The organism is Clostridium felsineum DSM 794 (genome assembly GCF_002006355.2).
Taxonomy (GTDB): domain Bacteria; phylum Bacillota; class Clostridia; order Clostridiales; family Clostridiaceae; genus Clostridium_S; species Clostridium_S felsineum.
In genome coordinates this window covers 2,116,676-2,138,958 of the sequence record NZ_CP096980.1, presented here as the reverse complement: position 1 = coordinate 2,138,958, position 22,283 = coordinate 2,116,676, and the positions used below count along the sequence as shown (strand labels likewise).

At 30.6% G+C, this 22,283-nt stretch carries 25 protein-coding genes; all 25 read right to left on the bottom strand.

The window, feature by feature from the left end:
• Positions 1–11: 11 nt before the first annotated feature.
• Positions 12–359 carry a DUF8042 domain-containing protein gene (locus CLFE_RS10075; RefSeq protein WP_077835003.1) on the bottom strand — a complete coding sequence of 116 codons (348 nt, stop codon included), beginning with the start codon at positions 357–359 and terminating at the stop codon, positions 12–14.
• Positions 360–423: 64 nt separating this feature from the next.
• Positions 424–2,199, bottom strand: a complete 1,776-nt coding sequence (locus CLFE_RS10070; RefSeq protein ID WP_077892721.1) for a motility associated factor glycosyltransferase family protein — start codon at positions 2,197–2,199, stop codon at positions 424–426.
• A 182-nt stretch (positions 2,200–2,381) separates the two neighbouring features.
• Positions 2,382–3,212 carry a flagellin N-terminal helical domain-containing protein gene (locus CLFE_RS10065; protein ID WP_077834038.1) on the bottom strand — a complete coding sequence of 277 codons (831 nt, stop codon included), beginning with the start codon at positions 3,210–3,212 and terminating at the stop codon, positions 2,382–2,384.
• Positions 3,213–3,334: 122 nt separating this feature from the next.
• A complete protein-coding gene (locus CLFE_RS10060) occupies positions 3,335–3,679 on the bottom strand; it encodes a flagellar protein FliT (RefSeq protein WP_077892722.1) in 345 nt (114 codons plus the stop codon).
• 121 nt (positions 3,680–3,800) lie between these two features.
• Positions 3,801–5,702: a flagellar filament capping protein FliD gene (gene fliD / locus CLFE_RS10055; RefSeq protein ID WP_077892723.1), complete on the bottom strand. Its 1,902-nt coding sequence runs from the start codon at positions 5,700–5,702 to the stop codon at positions 3,801–3,803.
• Positions 5,703–5,723: 21 nt separating this feature from the next.
• Positions 5,724–6,104: a flagellar export chaperone FliS gene (fliS, locus tag CLFE_RS10050; protein WP_077892724.1), complete on the bottom strand. Its 381-nt coding sequence runs from the start codon at positions 6,102–6,104 to the stop codon at positions 5,724–5,726.
• 12 nt (positions 6,105–6,116) lie between these two features.
• The gene (locus CLFE_RS10045) at positions 6,117–6,383 is read right to left on the bottom strand and encodes a hypothetical protein (RefSeq protein ID WP_077892725.1); all 267 of its coding nucleotides are present in this window, start codon (positions 6,381–6,383) and stop codon (positions 6,117–6,119) included.
• Positions 6,384–6,395: 12 nt separating this feature from the next.
• Positions 6,396–6,755, bottom strand: a complete 360-nt coding sequence (locus CLFE_RS10040; RefSeq protein WP_077892726.1) for a flagellar protein FlaG — start codon at positions 6,753–6,755, stop codon at positions 6,396–6,398.
• A gap of 23 nt (positions 6,756–6,778) precedes the next feature.
• On the bottom strand, positions 6,779–7,006 hold the full coding sequence (gene csrA / locus CLFE_RS10035; protein WP_077892727.1) for a carbon storage regulator CsrA: 228 nt from the start codon (positions 7,004–7,006) through the stop codon (positions 6,779–6,781).
• Positions 7,007–7,043: 37 nt separating this feature from the next.
• Positions 7,044–7,469 (bottom strand): flagellar assembly protein FliW, encoded by a 426-nt coding sequence (fliW, locus tag CLFE_RS10030; protein ID WP_077834045.1) that lies wholly within the window; start codon positions 7,467–7,469, stop codon positions 7,044–7,046.
• A gap of 16 nt (positions 7,470–7,485) precedes the next feature.
• On the bottom strand, positions 7,486–8,763 hold the full coding sequence (gene flgL / locus CLFE_RS10025) for a flagellar hook-associated protein FlgL (protein ID WP_077892728.1): 1,278 nt from the start codon (positions 8,761–8,763) through the stop codon (positions 7,486–7,488).
• Positions 8,764–8,772: 9 nt separating this feature from the next.
• Positions 8,773–10,677, bottom strand: a complete 1,905-nt coding sequence (flgK, locus tag CLFE_RS10020) for a flagellar hook-associated protein FlgK (protein WP_077892729.1) — start codon at positions 10,675–10,677, stop codon at positions 8,773–8,775.
• Between the two features lie 14 nt (positions 10,678–10,691).
• A complete protein-coding gene (gene flgN / locus CLFE_RS10015) occupies positions 10,692–11,102 on the bottom strand; it encodes a flagellar export chaperone FlgN (protein WP_077834048.1) in 411 nt (136 codons plus the stop codon).
• Between the two features lie 2 nt (positions 11,103–11,104).
• Positions 11,105–11,386: a flagellar biosynthesis anti-sigma factor FlgM gene (gene flgM / locus CLFE_RS10010; RefSeq protein WP_077834049.1), complete on the bottom strand. Its 282-nt coding sequence runs from the start codon at positions 11,384–11,386 to the stop codon at positions 11,105–11,107.
• A 175-nt stretch (positions 11,387–11,561) separates the two neighbouring features.
• A complete protein-coding gene (gene fliY, locus CLFE_RS10005) occupies positions 11,562–12,827 on the bottom strand; it encodes a flagellar motor switch phosphatase FliY (RefSeq protein ID WP_077892730.1) in 1,266 nt (421 codons plus the stop codon).
• A complete protein-coding gene (fliM, locus tag CLFE_RS10000; RefSeq protein WP_077834051.1) occupies positions 12,820–13,815 on the bottom strand; it encodes a flagellar motor switch protein FliM in 996 nt (331 codons plus the stop codon). The genes fliY and fliM overlap by 8 nt, the downstream gene beginning before the upstream one ends.
• A 34-nt stretch (positions 13,816–13,849) precedes the next feature.
• Positions 13,850–14,248 carry a chemotaxis protein CheW gene (locus tag CLFE_RS09995; RefSeq protein ID WP_077834052.1) on the bottom strand — a complete coding sequence of 133 codons (399 nt, stop codon included), beginning with the start codon at positions 14,246–14,248 and terminating at the stop codon, positions 13,850–13,852.
• A gap of 74 nt (positions 14,249–14,322) precedes the next feature.
• Positions 14,323–14,682 (bottom strand): response regulator, encoded by a 360-nt coding sequence (locus tag CLFE_RS09990; RefSeq protein WP_077834053.1) that lies wholly within the window; start codon positions 14,680–14,682, stop codon positions 14,323–14,325.
• A 17-nt stretch (positions 14,683–14,699) separates the two neighbouring features.
• Positions 14,700–15,302 (bottom strand): chemotaxis protein CheC, encoded by a 603-nt coding sequence (locus tag CLFE_RS09985; RefSeq protein WP_077834054.1) that lies wholly within the window; start codon positions 15,300–15,302, stop codon positions 14,700–14,702.
• 13 nt (positions 15,303–15,315) lie between these two features.
• Positions 15,316–17,397 (bottom strand): chemotaxis protein CheA, encoded by a 2,082-nt coding sequence (locus tag CLFE_RS09980; RefSeq protein WP_077892731.1) that lies wholly within the window; start codon positions 17,395–17,397, stop codon positions 15,316–15,318.
• 12 nt (positions 17,398–17,409) lie between these two features.
• The gene (locus CLFE_RS09975; RefSeq protein ID WP_077834056.1) at positions 17,410–18,177 is read right to left on the bottom strand and encodes a CheR family methyltransferase; all 768 of its coding nucleotides are present in this window, start codon (positions 18,175–18,177) and stop codon (positions 17,410–17,412) included.
• 4 nt (positions 18,178–18,181) lie between these two features.
• Complete coding sequence (locus CLFE_RS09970) at positions 18,182–19,219, bottom strand: protein-glutamate methylesterase/protein-glutamine glutaminase (RefSeq protein ID WP_077892732.1); 1,038 nt, start codon at positions 19,217–19,219, stop codon at positions 18,182–18,184.
• Positions 19,220–19,233: 14 nt separating this feature from the next.
• Entirely contained in the window at positions 19,234–19,734 is a 501-nt protein-coding gene (locus CLFE_RS09965) for a chemotaxis protein CheD (RefSeq protein WP_077834076.1), read from the bottom strand.
• A 17-nt stretch (positions 19,735–19,751) separates the two neighbouring features.
• Entirely contained in the window at positions 19,752–20,195 is a 444-nt protein-coding gene (locus tag CLFE_RS09960) for a chemotaxis protein CheW (protein ID WP_077892733.1), read from the bottom strand.
• A 10-nt stretch (positions 20,196–20,205) separates the two neighbouring features.
• Positions 20,206–22,131: a flagellar assembly protein A gene (locus CLFE_RS09955; protein WP_077892734.1), complete on the bottom strand. Its 1,926-nt coding sequence runs from the start codon at positions 22,129–22,131 to the stop codon at positions 20,206–20,208.
• Positions 22,132–22,283: the final 152 nt, after the last annotated feature.

Genomic DNA, 22,283 nt, shown 5'->3' with positions numbered 1-22,283 from the left:
TAATCCTATCCCTAATTTAAAATACTTTTACTTATTACTCTTTCATAATTTTCAATTATAGGGTAAACTTCATACTGAAATAAATCACCCACAAGTATATAATCTTCATTTTCCATTGCCTCTATGACCTCAGAAAATTTTTGTGTAAGCTCTGTTTCATCTAAACTTTCACTCAATACATCCTTAGTGACTGCTATAAGATTTATTATCCATCCAAATCCTTCTGAAGCCTCCGTTATTATTTCTGCTCCTTTTTCATATTCTCCCTTTTCATAATATTCATATATATCCTTTATTCCTTTTTTTAATTTAGGTATATATTCAGCTGCTGTTTTTAAAGCCTCTATTTTTTCACTCATGATTATCCTCCTAAAGTTAGCATTTTATATATTTTATATCGTATTTATTTGAATTTTCTTTAATTCATATACCTTCTAAACTTTTTATACATGCTTCGACATCAGGTATTGCATCTACTATGGAGCCTATAATTCCATTATATAACAATAAGTTCTTTTTATAAATACGTTTTATCTTATCTTTTTCAATTTCGTTATATTTTTCCTTGTATTTTTTATCCATACTAACTTCATAAATGTTAGGAATCATTAAATTTCTCATAAATTCCATTTCCTTTATACTGCTATTTATAAGTTTATCAATTTTAGACAGTTTTTTATTCAAACTATTTATTGATGTTTTATTCCAATTCTTTTCATTTTCAAGGAAACTATTGCATAAATCAATATACTTCTCTAATTCCTTTTTTAAAATCTGCATTTTCATCTTTGCATGAACTAGTTTATTTATAACTTCATTTTTACTTATTCTATCACTTATTTTCCAATCTACCCAAGTGGATTGTTTTTCTTTTGAACAATATTTTTCTAAAGCTTTTTTAAGTGGAATTACTTTTGTTCCCTTTATATTAGCTCCACCTTCTGTGGAATTTATAAAATTATTTTGTTTATAAAATATTATCATTTCCTCAATCTTAAGCCTGTAATGATTCAAAACAGAATCTGTCTTTACCATTCCCCCATCTATATTTTCTACATAAATTATTTTTTTATTTCCTATAACTGTGTCGCCTGCAGAGGAAGAATGGGCTTTGTCATTTGTATATGCAAGATCCTGCCCTATAAAAATAATTGGGTCACATCCAATATAAACACCTAACCCTGCACAAACATGTGCAACTGAACCACCTTCATATATATTATCCACGTCATAATTCAAAAATTCTTTCTGTATACCAAGCATTCCTATATCATTAAAAAATACTTTTTCACCCTTATAATCCCTAAGAATATCACTATAAGTATATTCACAAAATACTAGTGGCGAATTACAATTAAAAGTTCCTTGCATCACATTATAAGCAGGAATATCTGGATCTATGACACATACATAATCGGGATTTATACCTAGATCAAGAAGAGTTTTTAAAGTTCTTCCTCCTGTTATAATTACACACTTATCCTTATACTCTTTTAAAAAGTGAATATTTTTTTCAAGAGAAGGACCTGCTGAAACAACTACTGCTGGCATATTTTTGTTGAATTTTTCCTTAAAATTATTTACGGGTACACTATCCAATATGTATTTTAGATTTTTCATAAAGGATTCATAAAAATGCTCCGAATGAACTATCATTGTATTTATTTCAATTAGTGCTCCATTTAAGAAGTTAGCATAAATTTTATAAGTTTCTATAGCTTCTTTTTCATATACTCTTTTATAATTGGCAAAAAACGCAAAATTCGTATTATTAACTTCATCCTTAGGAATCATTACCTGAAATGCTCTTATCATATCAGTTCCACAAAAATTAGTTAAAATAACTCTATCCCTTCTTAACAATTCTAAATTTTCTTCCTTACTAACAAAAGCATTTATGACCTTATTATCATGTTCAATTATAATTATCAGATTATTTTCTGTTATATTAAGAAGCTCTTTAATATGTTCTCCTGCTCCAAGTCCAAAACATATAAAAACACTTTCCTTATTATATTCCCCTATATCCTTTAAAAAATTTTCTATATCCCTTTGAACATTATATTTGCTTCCAAGATATATACTTTTACCGTTTTTAAAACATTTCATAATATTTTTATCGTCTTTACTTTTTTCTATACAGTACCCTGATTCTTCTTTAGATATATTATTTAAAGTAATCTCTGTTATAGTATTCATATTCTTTTCACCTATATCATTATTTTTATATCAATCTTCATGAATATTCTTCGTTTTATTTTATACAAGAATGTTTTATAAGATTAATGTTAGTATTTTCACATTTTATATATTTATCGAAAAAAAATAAAATTTCTTTAAAAAAATAAAAGGATGCCTTAGGCATCCTTTTAAAAAATAGACTATCTTAATAACTGAAGAACGTTGTTTGGTGTTTGATTTGCTTGTGAAAGCATTGCTTGAGCAGCTTGAACTAATACGTTACTCTTAGTGTAGTTCATCATTTCACTAGCCATATCAACATCTCTTACTCTTGATTCAGCTGATTGTAAGTTTTCTGCATCTGTGTTTAAGTTGTTAATAGTATGTTCAAGTCTGTTTTGAACTGATCCTAATTTAGCTCTTTCACTTGAAACTGAATCAATAGCTTTTTGAACTGAAGTTATAGCTTTTTGAGCACCTGATTGTGATGCTATTGAAGCAGATGAAGTGTTAACTCCTAATGAAGTTGCACTCATATTGCTGATTGCAAGAGATATAGTCTGTCCACTATTAGCTCCAATTTGGAATACCATTTCTTTACCAGTTCCGCTAAGGCTTCCATCTATTAACTTTTTAGTGTTGAACTCTGATTGAACAGCTATTCTTGTAACTTCACTTTGCAATTGTTTGAACTCAAGTTCAAGGTTAGCTCTATCAGTACTTGTGTTAGTACCAGTTGATGATTGAACTGCAAGCTCTCTCATTCTTTGAAGTATAGCTTGAGTTTCATTTAAATTTCCTTCAGCAGTTTGTACTAAAGAAATACCGTCTTGAGCGTTTCTTGTAGATTGATTAAGACCATTTATTTGAGCTCTCATCTTTTCAGATATTGCAAGTCCTGCTGCGTCATCTCCTGCCTTGTTGATTCTGTATCCTGAAGATAACTTTTGAATAGATTGTGCTGATTGATCATTGTTGATGTTCATTTGTCTTAATGCATCCATTGCATTTAAATTGTGATTGATAACCATAATAAAATTCCTCCCTGATTTTGAATTTAGGCATCCTTGCCTTCATTTTTTTTTATTTAATTAACTTACAATAGATATATCGGTTCATTTTATCATCACTTTATATATTTATTTATTTTTATTTATATTTTTTTACTCATATAAAATGATCCTACACTGAAGCCCTTGCCATAGGTGTTTCTAGCATTTTTTCCTACTCTAAGTTTGGCCATAGCTCTTTGGACTTCAGACTTTTTTAAACTTAAAACATCCTCTAATTTCTTTTCCTCTTCTAGTACTCTTAAAGCCTTAACAGTAGTCCTAAGCTCTTCTCCTGTGTAATTTTTATCTCTAATTTCCTCTATTATAATTTTTCTTTTATCAAAAAAAGTATCTACTTCTTCATCATATTCATCTTTATTCACTTTATCATATATCTTTACCGTTAACTCTTTATATTTTGTTAAAAGCTCCGTTAAGTTCTTCATAATCCACTGCCCCTAATTTTTATTTTATCAAATATAAATTACTTATAAATTAATATATACACAATCCATTTTATATTTAAATATGTAGAAAATCCTCCTACAAAATGAATTGTGTATATTACTATAGTTTTGATAATTGTGATTGAAGAGTTTGCTGCTGACTTTGAGCCTGAGCCAAATAAGTTTCAAGTTGAGAATATTGCTTATAATATTCTTCTTGTTTCTCTGCTAAAGTATCATCATAATTAGATATAGCTTGAAGCTTATCTTTTATTTGTTTAGTTAAAGTACTTGTAGTATCTGTACCAGTAGCCGAACCAGCAAGCTGAACTAAAGTACCTGGTGGTACATCACTTACTCTTGTATAATCCTGCAAAACATCATTTATCCTCTGAAAAATTCCTTCTTGAGAATATCTTTTTTCTCTTCTAGCCATTGTAGCTGCTATTTGCTGAGATGATTGATTTATATCATTATTTTTTATATATGATGGTTCATCAGTAGATTTTTGAGCAAATAAATTGTATATACTACTTCCATATTTCTTTATGGCGGTTTTTAACTCATCTGGCTTATATTGCATTTGTCCTGCTTTATTTACAGCATCCCCAACACCAGAAGAGGAGTGTATACCCAAATCTGTCAAAGTAAAACCTGATCCATCAACAGGGGTATAAAATGCTTTTCTTAAATCTGTAATCATATTACCTAAATAAGAGTCATTAGCAACTATTCCCTGCTTAGCTTGAGTCTCCCACTTAGTTATTTCATCAGTAGTCATTGCCTTTTTCTGTGCATCTGTAAGTGGTTTATAGCTATAGGTTTTAGTTTCGTTTATTTTATCATTAATCTGCTGAACGTAAGTATTATACTTATCTATAAAATCCGTTACCTTTTTATAAATCTTGTCCACATTAAGAGTCATTTGAATATTTGCTGTATGTGGTGTGTATGTACTTCCAGATTGAGATAATTGAATCTTACTTACATCATATTCTACACCATCCATCATAAAATCATTATTCATAGTTTCAACAGTACCTTTTGAACCATTTGGCTCTATTATAGTAACATTTGCATTAACACCATCAACCATGCTTATACCTGTTACATTGTTTAGAGTTGTACTTACACTATTTGCATTTGTAGCAGTAACACTAGCTGCTGAATTAACTGAACCTGCTCCAAATATATTGGTAAAAAAGTTTTGCCCTGCACTATAATCTACTGCTCCAAGAGAACCAGTGCCTCCAGTTACTCCTCCTACACCTACTACAACATCAGCTGGGGCACTAGTATCTACAGCGGCTCCTGGAGTTATTTTACCTGTAGTTCCTGTTTGAAAAATCTTTCCACCTGTGCTGTTATTTGCACTTATGTGGTACTGACCATCAAGATTACTACTAGTTATATTAAGATTGAAATAACTAGCTACACTTTTAAGTGTATCATTTACTGACATATTTCCTAATTTAAAATCTTGTGTTTTACCATTGAAAACAACAGTAAGCGTATCTTTTCCACCATTAGCTGCAACCGCTGAACCAGAAGCACCAAGATTATAGGTTTTTCCATTACTATCAGTAACTGTTTTGCCTGTAAGTGTTGTAGCATTTTTTGCTACTGTACCAACTCTATTAACAACTACTGTATATTTTCCTTCTGCCGCACCTTCATGTCCTGATGCACTTACTCCAGTATCCTTACTGGTATCTGCTGTTGTATTAGTATTATCATCACTTACTCCAGTATAGTCAGCATAAGCATTTGGAGTTAACATATACGTATCTTGATTTAACTGATCAAAATATGTGCTTGAAAGTGTCGCTGAACTTGTTGTTACTGTCCTATATGCATCCCTTTTCCATTCTAAATATGTCTCATCTTGCTTCATAGTATCTCTTTTTACTTCATAAGCCTGCATAAGCTTACTTACTATACTATCAACATCTAAACCTGAAGCTAGACCTGTCATCCTCATCGGTGAATTGTAAGATGAGGATGTACCACTTGTACTACTCATACCATATTCCTCCCTACTAAACTATCTTTTAGATAATTTATATGCTTCATGCCACATATCTCTTATTTCTACTATAAGTGGCATAGTTTCATCTAAAATACTAATATCCTTTTTTAAATTTGCTTTAACAAGTTGAGCATTTATAAAACTGTATAAGTTGAATAAGTCCTCCCCCCATTCTCCTGCCTTTGACAAGTCTAAGCACGCCATTAACTCTGTAAAAATATCTTCTACCCTTATAAGATATTCATGAGTGTTCTTAATATCATTGTTTTCCATAGAATTTCGTGCCATTTTACTAAACTTTACTGCACCATCCACAAGCATTAACAATAATTGCTCTTTAGAAGCATAAGTTACACTGTTATTTTTATATGTCTTATATGCATTACTACCATACATAATAAAACCTCCCTATTCTTTTACATCTAGAAATTTCCCAAGTGTTTGTGTTTCGTTAGTATTTACTGCGTCTACTTCTATTTTTTCTTCCTTTACGGCTTCTACTAAAATTTTTTTCTTTTTATCAGAAGATCTATAACTATTTTTTTCTTTATTATTTTCATTTTGGGAATCGACTCTAAACTCATGCTTCGTCTTATCATGTACTTTTCCTTCTTTCGTTATTTCGTTTACTCTTTTTCGAACCTCAGGTTCAATTTTATTTAAACGAAATTCCATGCTATCCTCCCCCTAAACCTTTTTATCTAGCAAAACCCCATCTGCTTCACAAAGCTTTGCAACCATATCAAGAATTTTTTCAGGAGGTATTTCCTGTACAACTTTTTGGGTATCATTATCAACTATTTTTATTATTAAATCTCCAAATACCTTGTGTACTGAATACTCCACATGAGTGTTTTCTCTTCTAAGGAGTTTATCGATATTTTTCCCTGTATTTTTAGCCTCTTTTTCACTATCACTTTTACAATTTTCTGTCTCTTGATCTACTTTTACAGCATTAACCTCTATTCTTTGAGGCTGACCAATTTCATTATTTACAGGTGTAGTTTCTAATATCTGTCCTCCTTGACAATATAAACTAATATCCATATTATTTACACCTCTTTAATATTTTATTTCTTTAAATTTAATTCTTTTACCTTAATAAGATCACTATCTTTAACCAATGCTTCCTTATTCTCTTCTTTAATTTTATTATATAGTTCTTTCCTAAGAATAGTTACTTCTCTTGGTGCATTAATAGCTATTTTAACAGAACTTTCGTCTACATTCACAATAGTTATTTCTATGTCATCACCTATTAGAATAGACTCACCTTTTTTTCTTCCCATAACTAACATTTAAGTCACTCCTTTATATACCTAGTATACAAAAGTTTTAACCATGTATCATAGGATATTTTATCATTTTTTCATCATCACTTATAATTATTTGTTTTCCTAAACGTTTATTTATATTTATAATGATAGGAGCACCCAAATTAGTTGTCATTTTTTTTATATCCTTAGAAAGATTTACTGTATTTACAATAAGAACATCTTTCTCATCATTTATTTGAAGTTCCTTAACAAGTTCATCACTTAGGTTAACTTCATAATCTGCTTTGACATAAAATGGTGATGCTACTATAAAAGCAACTTCTGTATCTTCCATAGAGTGAAATAAACTAAATACTTCATTACTCTCAATGCCAACCAATATAAATTTCTTTAAATTTTCAAATCCAGACATTCCCTTTACAAGGGTTATTACATTATTTTCATTATACTCTATAATACCATGGTATTGAGTCTCAAGCTTCATAATATAGCCTCCAAATTTATGACATATAATCCATAAGTGTTGGTTTAATTATTTTTGCACTTGTCTGAAGAGAGGCAAGATAAACGGTCTGAAGTGCTGCATAATTCATTGTAGACTCAGTAATATCCGTGTCTTCAGTATTGGATAATATTAATGTCATGTTATAATTATTCTCTTGATTGTTTTGTTGTGCACTGTCCATTCTGTTTTGACTTGCACCAACTGTCGCTCTAATTGAAAGTATATTTTCGAGTAATCCATCTAGAGCATCTGAATCTTTAGTATTTAAATTTGCTACTCCTGATGTACTGCTTAAATCATTTACTATATCAGAAAATACCTGCCTTAAATCATAACTTTTTTCAACACCACTAGCCGTTGCTGCTTTGTAATTCATTATATCAGTAGCACTTACACTATACTGAGATAAAACTCCCTGAGATATCTCCACAGAAAGGCTTTTTGATATTTTATCGATTTTATCTACACCAATATATTTATTTTTAAAACTACTTAAAGCTGGTATATTAGTACCATTTGTTATAGTTATATCTTTATTATTGCTAGCTTTTATTCTTATGTATGTTTGATTACCTTTAACATAAGATACCGCGGAAACTTTTCCCTTTAAGCTTGAACTAGAAGCAATTTGGTTATTTATCCCATCAACTATACTTTGTATTGAAGCCCCACTGGTTATTTGAAGCTTTACAGTAGATCCACTTCCAAGCTGAACATCTAGTTCACCGCAACTATTGGCTATAGAAGCTGTAGTACCTGATGCTGATGCTATTGGTAAATCAACACTTTCATTGTTATACATTAAATAAGTATTTTTTGAGGAATTAGACATAATGTCAAGAGGTTTTTCATCTCCCCTAGTCCCTCCAAAAAGATATTGACCACTAAAACTACTATTTATTACATTTGAAAACTCATAAATTCTCTGATTAATTTCAGCTCTTATTGAATCTCTCTGTTCTTGATTGTATGCTCCATTTCCAGCTGATATTAAGAGTTCCTTCATTCTTTGAACTATATCTCCTGCTTGATTTAATGCTGTATCTGTTTGATTTAACCAGTATATTGTATTCTTAATATTTGTATTATACTGACTATTTATACTTATATCTGTATTAAGCTGCATAGATTTTGTAGCTATATACGGATTATCTGATGGTTTATTTATCTTTTTGCCTGATGTAAGCTGACTTTGAATATCTCTCATATTTTGAAGATTGGTATTCATATCAGTTAAAAAAGTATCTGTAAGCATTCTATTTGTTACACGCATTTTATCACCCTACCTCTTAAGATTATTTACAACAACATCTAAAAGTTGATCTACTGTTGAAATTATCTTAGCACTTGCTTGATATCCATGAGAAAATTGTATTAGATTTGTCATTTCTTCATCAAGTGAAACTCCAGATGTTGATTCTCTTGTCTGCTTTACTTGATTTAAAACATTATTTGAAGATATGGCACTTTGCTTTGCTGCTTGATTATCAGTTCCAAGAGTGTTTATAAAGCTCTTTAAATAATCATCTACTGTAATACCACCTGCATCACTTTGTATTGTATTAACGCCAGTATCAGAATCCTTAGCAAGAGTTTTTGCAAAAGCACTTCTAGTGTAAACATCAGGATTTACATCTTGAATCTTAAACGCAACCTTTTGAAGTTTTCCAAGCTCAATAGCTCTCTGTTGGTCTGTACTACCATCTTTAATATTTTCACTTGGAAGTCCATATTGATCATCATCAGTTTTTACTTTTAATATTGGAGTATCTCCTAAAAGTTCTGGATTTATAGATATATTGCCTGCATTTATATAATCTTCCCAGTTTTTACCTGAATTTGTTGTATCATTAAAATATTTACTTGCACTAAAAGTAGTATTTGAAGTATCTTTTGTAAAATCATGATTTACAAATATAGGTAGTTCATCTAAGTTTGGAGTTGAACCTTTACCATCTGATGCTATTTGTGATTTATTAGGATCAACCATACCACTACTTACAGTATTTATTGCTAATGCAATTGATTTTGCCACCCTATTCATTTGATCTACATATCCATCTATTTTATTCTGAACTGTTTGTTCTCCATTTATATCTCCATTTACAGGCTTAAATAAGCCCAAATCAGTAAAGTTATAAGAAGCGGCACTTCCATCTAATTTAGTTGTACCATCAGCACTCGATAATGCAACTCCATCTTTGTTTGCCATAAGAACTCTACTTTGCTGAAGTTCTTTAGCTTGAGATTCTGTCATATTTATATTTAATTTAACTCTATTATCACTGGTTGCTTTATTACCCAATTTATAATAATCAACTTCATAAGAATATATTGTTTCACCTGCAGCATTTTTGGTGCCCGTGTCTGCTCCTTTAGTTACAGTATCAATATAAGAGAATCTATTTACTTGATCATTACCTACTGATTTAACAAGTGTAGGATTTATGTTTCCTATTTTATCTATAACAGATACATCATGTCCATCAAACTCAGGACTGCTATCTACATTTATTCCAAACTTTTCACTAAGTTGATCTAGTAGTAAATCTCTACTATCCTCTAAGTCATTAGGTTCTTTTCCTGACTGTTTTACTGTTATTATCTGTTGATTCAATAAATCTATTTTATCAATCATACTATTCATTGAAACTACATCATCTTTAATTGCTAGTTGAACATCGCTTTTTAACGATGTGAGTTGTGAGTACACGTGGTTTAATTCATTAGTCATAGTTTGTGCATTACTTATAATACTTTTCATACTAGTTGGAGTTGCTGAACTAGCATTAGTATAGTTTTGAATTGCTGAAAAGAAAGTTGTTATAGATCCTGAAATTCCTGAACTAGAGGATTCATCAAACATACTTTCTACTTCACTTAAATAGTTGTTTGTAGTCTTGTATGCACCATTTTTGCTAGTTAAATCTCTTATCTGATAATCTAAGAAACTATCTCTTACTCTTTCAACATTGTATACCTCTGCTCCAGTACCAAAAAGACCTGGTCCAGCTGCACTATCCATACTTGGCATACCATATGGTATTCTTGTTCTTATATCAACCCTTTGTCTTGAGTATCCATCTGTTGAAGCATTAGAAATATTATGTCCTGTAACATCTATTGCCTGTTGATTTACTGTAAGTCCACTGACTCCTACATTTAAAGTTCCAAATAATCCTGGCATAATTTCACCTCATCTTACCTTGTTTTGCCATAACAATTATATGTTTTGGCTGTATTACCATTTGGATTAATAGCATTTAACACTTTTGTTGTAAAAACAAGTCCTTGCTTAATTAACAATTCATTGGAATCCTTTTGAAATTTTATCTTTTCAAGTAAACCTCTCATATTTAAATATATTTTATTTAAAGATTCATCACTTATTTCTCTAAGCAAATCCTTCATTGTCTTGTCTCCTACCAATTTAAGCCTACTCATTTCACTTGAAGCTACTTCCTTATTAACTTTTTGAATCTCTACGACCATTTTATCAAGTCCAAAAACATCTTTTTTAATAAGAAACTGCTGCTGAGTTAAAAGTAAATCAAGTAACCTCTCAAGAGAATTAAACTCATCACTCATAACTTTTTTTAGCTCTTCTTTCATAACTAAACTTCTCTCCCTTTTACATGATCTAAAATTTTCTTTGCAAGTGAATTTGTATCTACTTTATAACTTCCTTGTTCAATTTGCTTTTTTATCTCTTCTACCCTTTTAGTACCAGCTTTTTGTATAGATTCATCTTGGGAAAAAGTACTGAGGTATCTACCTTTAGTAGATATTTCAATAACGTCTTTTTCTTTAGGAGTATTATTTTTTATGTCATTAACATTTTTATTGAAATTATACAACTCAATCTTGTTTCCTGCACCTACATTATTTATTTTCATAATTCTACACTCCTTAAAGCTAGTAACTTCATTTTTAAAGTTTTAAAGCCATGTTTTTATCTATAGTTTATTATCGTAATTACCATTTTAAAGTTTATATTAGTACTTGTAAAATTTATTATAACAGATATATATAAAAATAACCGGGTACGATAAACCGGTTATTTAAAATAGTCTATTTTTTTAAGCTCTTTATTCTTTCTTCATTATCAACAATGCTTGTAATTCTAACACCAAAATTTTCATCAACTACTACAACTTCTCCATAAGCAACTTTTTTACCATTTACTAATATTTCAACTGGTTCTTCTGCAAGTTTATCCAGTTCTACAAGCGAACCAGTACCTAAGTTTAATATATCTTTTATACTTTTCTTAGCTCTACCTAGTACAACTGAAATCTCGAGAGGAACATCCAAAATAAGATCTATGTTTTTAGGCGCGCCATATATTTCCGAAGCTTGAAGTGGTTGGAATGACGCTCTATTGACCTCCACCTGTGGTTGCCCGTATACTTGACCCTGAGGCATCATCTGTGGTTGAGGTGTTTGATACATTGGTTGCCCCATCATTTGTGGTGATTGCTGCATTGGCTGACCTTGAGGCATCATCTGTGGTTGCTGCGCTTGCTGCATTGGCGGCGCTGATGTATTTGTTTGTGTAGTAGTATTTACAGTTGGTTCTGGAGTTCTATTTTCTGATGCTTTTGGCTCACTTTCTTTAGGTTCTGATTGTTCTTTTGAGCCACTATTTCCACCCATCATTATATCAATCATTTTTCTAGATGTATCTATAGGAAGTATTTGCATTATCTGGCTATCAACTAAATCTCCAATTGTTAGCTTAAATGCAACTTGAACTATATTTTCATCTTCCTTGATATTTTCTGTTAATACATCTGTTTTAGAATCCCAAATTTTAGATACAGGTGGTGATATATTTACTTCACGTAATAGCATAGTTGCCATTGATGTTGCAGAGGATCCAATCATTTGATTCATAGCCTCTGAAACTGCACTCAATTCAATTTCTGATAAGGCCTTACTCTCAACCTTACCATCTCCACCCATCATCAAATTAGCAATTACTGCAGCATCTGTAACTTTCATTACAAGCAGATTTTCTCCCGAAATTCCGCTTACATATTTTACATCCAGAGCAACATTTGGAACCTCAAAGCTTTTCTTTAAATTCTCAAGTGTTGTTACACTTACTATTGGCGTAGTTATATTTACTTTTTGACCAATTATGGTTGAAAGTGCTGTAGATGCCGAACCCATAGAGATATTTCCTATCTCTCCTAGTAAATCTTTTTCTATATCATTTAAATCATTATCACTGGCGGTATTTTCGTTTTGTTGTTCTGATGAACTCGAACTACTACTGTCTCCTCCATTCAAAAGAGAATCTATTTCCTCCTGTGAAAGAAATCCATCACTCATATTTTCCCACATCCTTATCAATTTTATCTAATATCTTGATTCCCATATTCTTGCCCAAGATTCCAGGCGCAGCCAAAAAATGTAAATTGTCGTAAATATATACAGGAACCGGATCGCTACACTTACTATTTAGAGTTACTACATCTCCAATAGATAATCTTAAAAAATCCTCCACAGTTATTTCTGTATTCCCCAGTTTAGCTATTACAGGAACTTCTACTACATCTAATCTTTTTCTTAATTCAACCCTTGATTCTTTAACTATTTCTTCGTCGTTTTCTTGATACCAATATTGTACAACAAGCTTATCTAGTATTTTTTCTATGCTAAGGTAAGGTATACAAATATTAATATAAGTGTGACTATTTCCGACATCTACCGAAAAAGTTATAAGTGCAACCGGCTCATGAGGGGCCAATGTTTGATTAAGTGCTGGATTTGTTTCGAGAGATTCTATCTCTGGCTCAACATTAATAACTTCCCCCCATGCTAACTTTAGATTATCAATTAAACCTTGGTTTATTTTCATAATAATATTCTTATCTATATCAGTTATGTCTCTTGGTTTATACTTTCCTTCACCATTACCACCAAGAAGTATATCAATAGCCTGATATATAAACTGAGGATTTGTTTCATACAAAATAGATCCTTTAAGAGGTGGCATTCTAAATATTGTTAAAATTGTTGGATTTGGAACCGAATGAATAAACTCCTCATAGGTTATTTGTTCAACTGTTTCTATTTTTACTTTTACATTATCCCTAAGTTGTGCTGTTAAATAATTGGACATTATTCTTGAATAATTATCATGAATAAGCTCAAGGGTTCTTATATGCTCCTTTGCAAACTTCTGCGGACTCGTAAAATCATACACTTTTACTTTTTGCTTTTCCTCTTCTTTTGGAAGTTCATCAGGTTGAAGTTCGCCGGAGGATAAGGCAGATAATAGGGCATCTATTTCACTTTGTGATAAAACGTCTGCCATAATTTTCCCTCATTTCTTTTTCATTTCTTCATTTTCAATTTTTCACTAATTTATCTATGTCAATAAGAGTGACTATTCTATCCTTAAAATTAATAACGCCTTTTACATAATCTTTTTTATCGTCATCTACTTTTTCTATTAAATTCTCTTCTATATCTAATACTTCATCTACTTGGTTAACTGATATTCCAACTAGTTCTTCTTCTAATTTTAATATTATTATGCTCTCATCTTCACATTCAGATTCATATATATCAAGTAAAAGATTTATATCTAACAATGAAAGCACATTACCTCTTATATTTATCAGTCCCTTAACGTAATCAGGTGCTTTAGGTACTTTGGTTACAGTCATACTCTCAACAATAGTTTGAACTCTTGATGTTTCAACTGCAAACTGCTCATCGTTTAATTTAAAAACAACAACCTGCATTATCTCACCCCTATTTACTTTAAAATCACTTCTACTTAAACATTATGAAGTGTTAATAAATGTTCTCCTATACCTTATCCTAACGCTTTCTTTATAGCTTCAAGAACTCTATCTGCTTGAAAAGGCTTTACTATAAAGTCCCTTGCTCCTGCTCTTATAGCATCCATAACCATAGTTTGTTGACCCATTGCAGAACACATTATAACTCTTGCAGCAGGATCAAATGCCTTTATAGCCTTAACAGCTTCTATACCATCCATGTCTGGCATAGTTATATCCATCGTTACTACATCTGGTTTTTCTTTTTTATAAATTTCTACAGCTTTTAAACCGTTACTTGCTTCACCTACTATTTCAAAACCGTTTTTTTCCAGTATATCCTTTATCATCATTCTCATAAAAGCAGCATCATCAACAATTAAAACTTTAGCCATTTTTTTCAACCTCCATATTAATTTACTCCTAAAATATTTAATATTTTTTCTAACGAGCCAGGCATTGGTATATAATAAAAGTGCCCGCTTATATTTTTGGTTTTATCTTGAAGAAAAACTGTTTCTAAATCAAGGACATTGTCATCATATTGACCAGCCTCAATAAAACTAGTTGTAAGAATAGCTCCTAACATATCATAGCTAAAAGCTGGTACTGATGGTGTTATAACCAAATTTGTAAATCTAGCTATAGCATTCATATATGAACTTGATATTATATTTCCTATTTCACATAATACTGAAGAGCTCAAATCTGTTAACTCATCATCTTTAGTACCAGTTAATCTTTCAACTATTTCAACAGCTGTTTCCTTTTCAAATACAAATAAAATATTTCCAGGAGTATCTCCAAGTACCCTAACCACAACTCCAACTACTATCTTTTCCTCACCAAGTTCAGAAAAGAGAGTTTCAAATGGAACTATATTAACATCTGGTACTGTCATATCTATTTTTTTATTAAGTAGTTGTGACAATGCTGTTGCAGCATTGCCAGAACCAATGTTTACAACTTCCTTTATTGCATCTAGTTGTATAGGCGTTAATTGTGAATAATTCATAATCTTCCTCCTTTTAAACTAGAGAAGCAACATCTAGTATTAAAGTTACGAGACCATCTCCCAATATGGTTGCACCAATGTATTCTTTTAGACCTTTTAAAGTCTTTCCAAGTGGCTTTATTACAATATCCTGTTGTCCAATAAGTGAATCTACACATAATCCTGCCATCTTGTCTCCAACTTTCACTATTACTATATAAACCTTGTCAGTATTTACTTTCTCAAGTCCTAATTTTTCATTGATCCTAATTATTGGAAGAACCTTACCTCTGTATATTATAACCTCTTTATTATTAGTTTTCTTTATTTCTGTCTCCTTATAATCAATTACACTATCAATAGCATTTAATGAAATAGCTAGGTTCTCTTCTCCTACCTTTACTAATAATGCTGTAATAATTTGAAGTGTTAACGGTAATTTTATAGTAAATGTACTACCTTTACCTTTTTCTGTTGTCATATCAACAGTTCCACCAAGAGATTGTATTTTTGTCTTTACAACATCCATACCAACTCCTCTTCCTGATATGTCTGTTACTTTATCGTTTGTGCTAAACCCTTGATCGAATATTAAATTTATTATTTGATCTTCTGTTAAATTTTCTGTGCTTATTCCCCTTTCTTCGGCTTTTTCTCTTACTTTATCTACATCAATTCCATATCCATCATCTTGAACCTTTATTACTGCCTTAGTTCCCTCTTGATATGCTATGAGTCTTATTTTGCCTACAGGGTCTTTATTAGCCTTGAGTCTATCTACTTTTGATTCTATACCATGATCAGCTGCATTTCTAATAAGATGTATAAGTGGTTCTCCAATTTCATCTATAACTGTTCTATCAAGTTCAGTATCCTGCCCTTCAATAATAAGTTCCATTTCTTTATCAAGTTCTACTGATAAGTCTCTTATCATTCTTGGGAATCTATTAAATACAGTATCAAGTGGAAGCATTCTTATTTTCATAACTAATTCTTGAAGATCATTTGTAGTTCTAGCTACCTGCTCTAAGGTTTCATTAAGTTCAACAAGTTTGTAGTTTTGGCTTATCTGCTCAAGTCTTGTTCTATTTATAACAAGTTCTGACACCATATTTAAAAACTTATCAAGTTTTTCTAAATCAACTCTTACTGATTGATGACCTTTTTTATGATTTTGAGCTTGATTAGTCTTTTTAGCAACTGGCTTAGCACTAGTATTAGCCTTGGCTTTTGAATTACTCTCTGCCTTGACTTTAACCTCTTCAACCTTAGCTTTTTGTTCTTCTTCTATTTTTTGTTTGCTAATTTTATATTTAGCCTTAAGTTTATCTTCTGTAAGCTGTTCTACTTTTATACTTTCTACTTCTGAAATTTCCTTTAATATTTCAGTTACATCTTTTTCTTCTTTATTAGTTAAGTATATAAGCTGAATTTCAAATTCAAAATTTTCTGCTTCTAAATCTTCAGTAGCTGGAACAGATTTTGTTATCTCGCCCCATTCTTCCAGACTCTTGAATATCAAAAATGCCCTGGCTGATTTAAGTAAAGTAGCCTTACTTAAATTAATATCTATATAAAAGGCATTATATCCCTTTTCAATAGCTTGTTTTATAACATTTAAATCATACTCATTAAGTGATATTTTACTTTCACTAATATTACTATTTTTTTCTTCACTTTCTTTATCGTTGGTATTTTCTACATTTTTAGTCTGTTCTTCATTTTCATCAGAATTAACCATACTAGCTATAGATTCAAGTTTTGTTATAATATCATCTACAGGTATTTCTTCTTCCTCTCCATTTTGAATATTATCAACCATTTGTTCAAGTGTATCCAAACATTTAAACAAAACAGTTACAACCTCCTGAGTAACTTTAAGTTCACCATCTCTAAACTCAGAAAGAACATCCTCCATTTTATGAGTTAAAGCCGCCATAGTGTTATATCCCATAGTAGCTGCCATACCTTTTATGGTATGAGCAACCCTAAATATTTCATTTAATTTATCTACATTATCTGGCTCCTGCTCTAATTGAAGGAGTGCTTCATTTAAAGTTTGTAAATTATCCATAGATTCTTCTAAAAATATCGACAAATATTGAGATGTATCCATAAATTCCCCTCCTTACAGCTTCTTATAAATAAAGGTTGATGCTTTTTCAAACCCATATTCTTTGTAATTGTATATGCTTTCAGTAGCTCCTACGAAAAGCAAACCCCCTTTTTTTAATGATTGACTAAATTTCTTGTAGATTTTTTCCTTAACATCCTGATTGAAATATATAACTACATTTCTACATACTATCAAGTCAAAATTGTTATCATAAGAATCTAATATTAAATCATGCTTTTTAAATGTTATCATTCTTTTTATTTTATTATCTATAATATATTTATCGCCCACTATTTTAAAATATTTATCTAAATCTTTCTTTTCTACATTTTTTATTTCATTTTCTGTGTACTCTCCAAGTTTTGCTTTACTTAATATGGTAGAATCAATATCAGTTGCTGTTATATTACTTTTTCTTGAAGAGTCTAATTTATCTAATATAATAGCCAAGGAATATGGTTCTGCTCCTATTGAGCATGCTGCACTCCATACCTTAAGTGGTTCTTTACTAGAAAGCATTATATTTCTTATTTCTTTTTCAACTTCTTTAAATATTTCAGGATTTCTAAAAAATTCAGTAACATTAATAGTTATAAAATCTAAAAATCTTTGTCTTTGATCTTGATCTTTCTTTAAAATTGTAACATATTCATCAATAGATGAAGCCCCTACTCTTGATATTAGACTGAGAATTCTTCTATGAAGCTGATTTTCCTTATAAGCAAATAAATCTAATCCAAAATCCTTTAATACCCACTTCTTAAATTCCCCAATATCCATTTTTCTACCTCCTATACCCTTGTACGATCTTTGTTATTTCATCTGCTACATTCTCTATTGGAAGGACAATATCTACTTTTCCAGTTTCAAATGCTGCTTTAGGCATTCCATATATAACACAGGTTGTTTCAGACTCTGAAATAGTTACTCCACCATTATTTTTAATAATTTCTGTACCATTTGATCCATCCTTACCCATTCCAGTTAAAACTGCACTAACTATATGAGATTTATAAATTTTAGATGCAGATATAAATAGCTTATCAACTGCTGGTCTTACTCCCCATATAGGTGGTTCTGTTGTAAGCTTTATTCTCGAACTAGAATCCAATTCCATATGATATCCACCAGGTGCTACATAAACAACTCCTCTTCTGTAAACTTCTCCATCCGTTGCTTCTCTAACTTCCATTTCACTATTTTCATTTAATCTATCTGCAAAGGCTTTAGTAAATCCAACCGGCATGTGTTGTACTACAAAAACAGGAACATTCATATTCTTAGGAAATTTTGTTATAACTTTGTACAATGCTTTAGGTCCTCCTGTTGATGCTCCTATTACAACAGCCTCAATATTATCGTTGTTAACACGTTTTATCTCATGTTTTATAACCGGGTTAACTTTTATAGCATTTCTATTTTTATTTTGACTATATGCTACTTTTATTCTTTCTATGAGGCCATCTTTCATTTTCGAAATTTCAAACATTTTTTCAGGTTTTGGAATAAAATCAAAGGCTCCTAAATAAAGACATTCCATAGTATATTTCATACCTTTTTGAGAAATACTACTAAAAACTATTATTGGTATGTTTATTTGCATTTTTTTTATAGCTTTAAGAGTATCTATACCATTCATAACAGGCATTTCTATATCTAAGGTTATAATATCCGGTCTCATTACTTTTAATTTATTTAATAAATCCTCACCATTTACTGCTGTAGCAATAACCTCAATACCTTCATTACTCTCTAACATATCAGATATTAATTTTCTCATAAGTGCTGAATCATCTACCACTATAACTTTTATTTTTTCCAATGTTATCACTCCATCTAAATTTTCTTAATACCCACACCTACTGTTCTTATGTCAACACTTCCATCAAGAGTATTAAAAATCATTGTTCTTCCTTTATTTCCTCCGATATCTTCACTTAATAATGGCACCTTTAAGTCCTTAAGAACTTTTTTAACTGAAATCCCATTTCTGTTTCCTATATCCATGTTCATACTTTTATCTGAAAAGTTAAACATTGATGCTCCACCTGCTATCTTTGCTTGCATATTTCTAATATTTCCACCCATTCCCTCCAATTTCTTTATAAGTATAGGGATTGCTAAATCTGCGAACTTATATGGATTTGTAACTTTACTAAATTGCGTACTATCGGGAAGCATTATGTGTGATAAACCTCCCACTTTATTCCTGCCATCATAAATAGCTATTCCAATACATGAGCCCAACCCAACAGTTATTATCCTATTCGGAGAAAATGCAGTATTAAGATCTGCTATTCCTACCCTTATCTCTTTTATTTGCCCTTTTTCTTCCATCACAATACCCGAACTACCTATAGCAGTTCTTTTTCCTCATCTGTTAATATTTTGGATATATCAAGAAAAATAACTATTTTACCATCAACTTTTATAAGTCCTTTAATATAACGTTTTGATATACCTGATATAACATTGGGTTGCTCCTCTATATCTTTGGACTCTATATCTCTAACTTCTGATACTAGATCAACAATTATTCCAATTTTCCCTTTTTGAATTTTAGAAACTATAACTTTTGTTTCGTCACTTATTTCTTTTTCTTTAAGAGAAAATCTTTTTGCTAATGAAATTACCGGAAGTATTCCACCTTCATAGTTTATTACTCCATTAACAAAGTCAGGAACATCTGGCAATTTTGTTGACATTTCATGTCCCAGAATTCTTTCAACTTGGACAATATCTGCTGCATAATATTCTTCACCTACAACAAATATAAGTATCTTTACACCGTCACTCATACCTTACCTCCTATAATAATAATTTATCAACTATAAGTTCATCATCCTTATTTATATATACATGGACACCTTTACATGGATTTTCTACGACATGTTCCTTATTTCCAATAACAAATCTAGTATTTTGGTATGCTATTTCAGCATATATATTTCCATGTCTTTCTACTTGTATTTTCGTAGAGACACCCGCTATACTACCTATCACACCACATTTTATTTCATTTTTTGCCTTTATAGTTCCACCTCTAGCTACAGAATTATCATTAGTAAATATAATATTATTTCTAGCTGTTAAATTGGAAATGTACTCACCCTTTCCTGTGATAAATATGTTGCCTGAACTTTCTATCTTAGAATTTTGACAATATCCTACACTTACGTCTACGGGCACAGAAAGCATATTCTTTAAGTTAGTGACTTTTTGCTCACAAAGCAAAGCTAAATCGTCCAATTCATTTAAATTTTCAACATTGAGTGGTCCCATACCTATTATCTTAGACTTAAAAAAGTTTACAATATCAGCATTTGCCTCCATGTCACATATTTCTATAAATTTTTCACACAATCTAGGTAATAGTCTAAACTTTCCCTCTAACAATGCCTTCAAAATTTGTCCATCTGTAGACCCCTTTCCATGTATATTATAATGTTTTACCTGCCCTACAGCTTCTATAATATTTTTTATATTTAAATCTATCGTATTAAGAAATTCAAGTTGTTTTAATACAAAAACATCTTGGCCGCCGCCAAAAATATTAGAAAAAATAGCGTTTTTTTCTATAATAATATTTCCATTAGCTGAAACTGTTGCATTTTGGACATTCTTATCTATTTTTATATTATGTTCAGATTCAACTTTCATACTTTCGCTTACATTTCCATGTATAAAAACATCTCCAACAAACTTTATATTTCCTGTTTTTAAATCAACGTCTGAATTAACTTCATGTATGGCTATAACAGATATTTTATTTCCGGTATATATAGGTTCTCCTTTTCTAACTGCAACAACTACATTTTCATTTTTAAATTCACAGCCTTCACCTATATTAATTTTCACTATTTTACCACTTTTCTTTTTTATAACATTTCCATATATATCTCTTCCATCATGCCCTTCTTTTCCTGCATGCCTTTCAGCAAGTATGGTTCCTTCCTCTACTGCATTTATGAAACCTATACTTTTAAAATCTATTTTACCATTTTGGTTTTCTTGAAATTTATTATTCTTTTTAATACTAAATTTGAATTCTATCTTGTCATCTTCATCGTTTTCAACCTTTACCCCCTGAGCAATTGGCAAATCTATAATTTCTTCGCCAGAAGTACATTTAAGTAAGTTATCTGATATTATTCCATAATTTATATTACTGGCTTTTAATATTTCTAAAATTTCTTCTTTTGTATACATTGGGGGCTTTTCTGTTCTTAAAATTTCACTTTCTAAAACAACTTTATTTGAAGCTAGTGCATCTTTTAGTTTGTACACATTTTTATTAACATAGTTTATACTTATGTAAGCATTCATCTTATCTGGTGAGGTGTTTATAGCAACTTTTCTTTCTGGTTTTTCAATTTCATGAAAATATATTTCTATATCACTAGAATTATATATTTCACCAGTTCCTTTAACCTCTTTTCCATTAATTTGAACACCTATATTTGAGGGAACTACAATTTTAGCACATTCCCCACCTTCTTCAGGATCCTTGACATTAATTTTGCCATTTAAAATTTCAACATTACCATCTTTTTTATTATCTTCCTCATTACTATTATCTACAATCTCAACTTCTATTGATGCTCTTTTTTTAAATAGCCCATTTTTTACTTCTATTACTTCATATTTTATATTATTTTTTGATAAATTATACTTACTGCAAGCTTTCTCTAGGCACTCTTCAACTGTGGTGCCACTAATTATTTCTTTATCCATATAAACAATCTCCCCCGCACAAAATAATTATTACATTAAGTAAAATATAACACCAATCTCATATTTTTTACTTAATTTATCGTAAGTTTTTGTAAAACCTTTATAATTATAAGTATATAATTAATTTTCGTAAGTTTTTAAGTCTATATAAT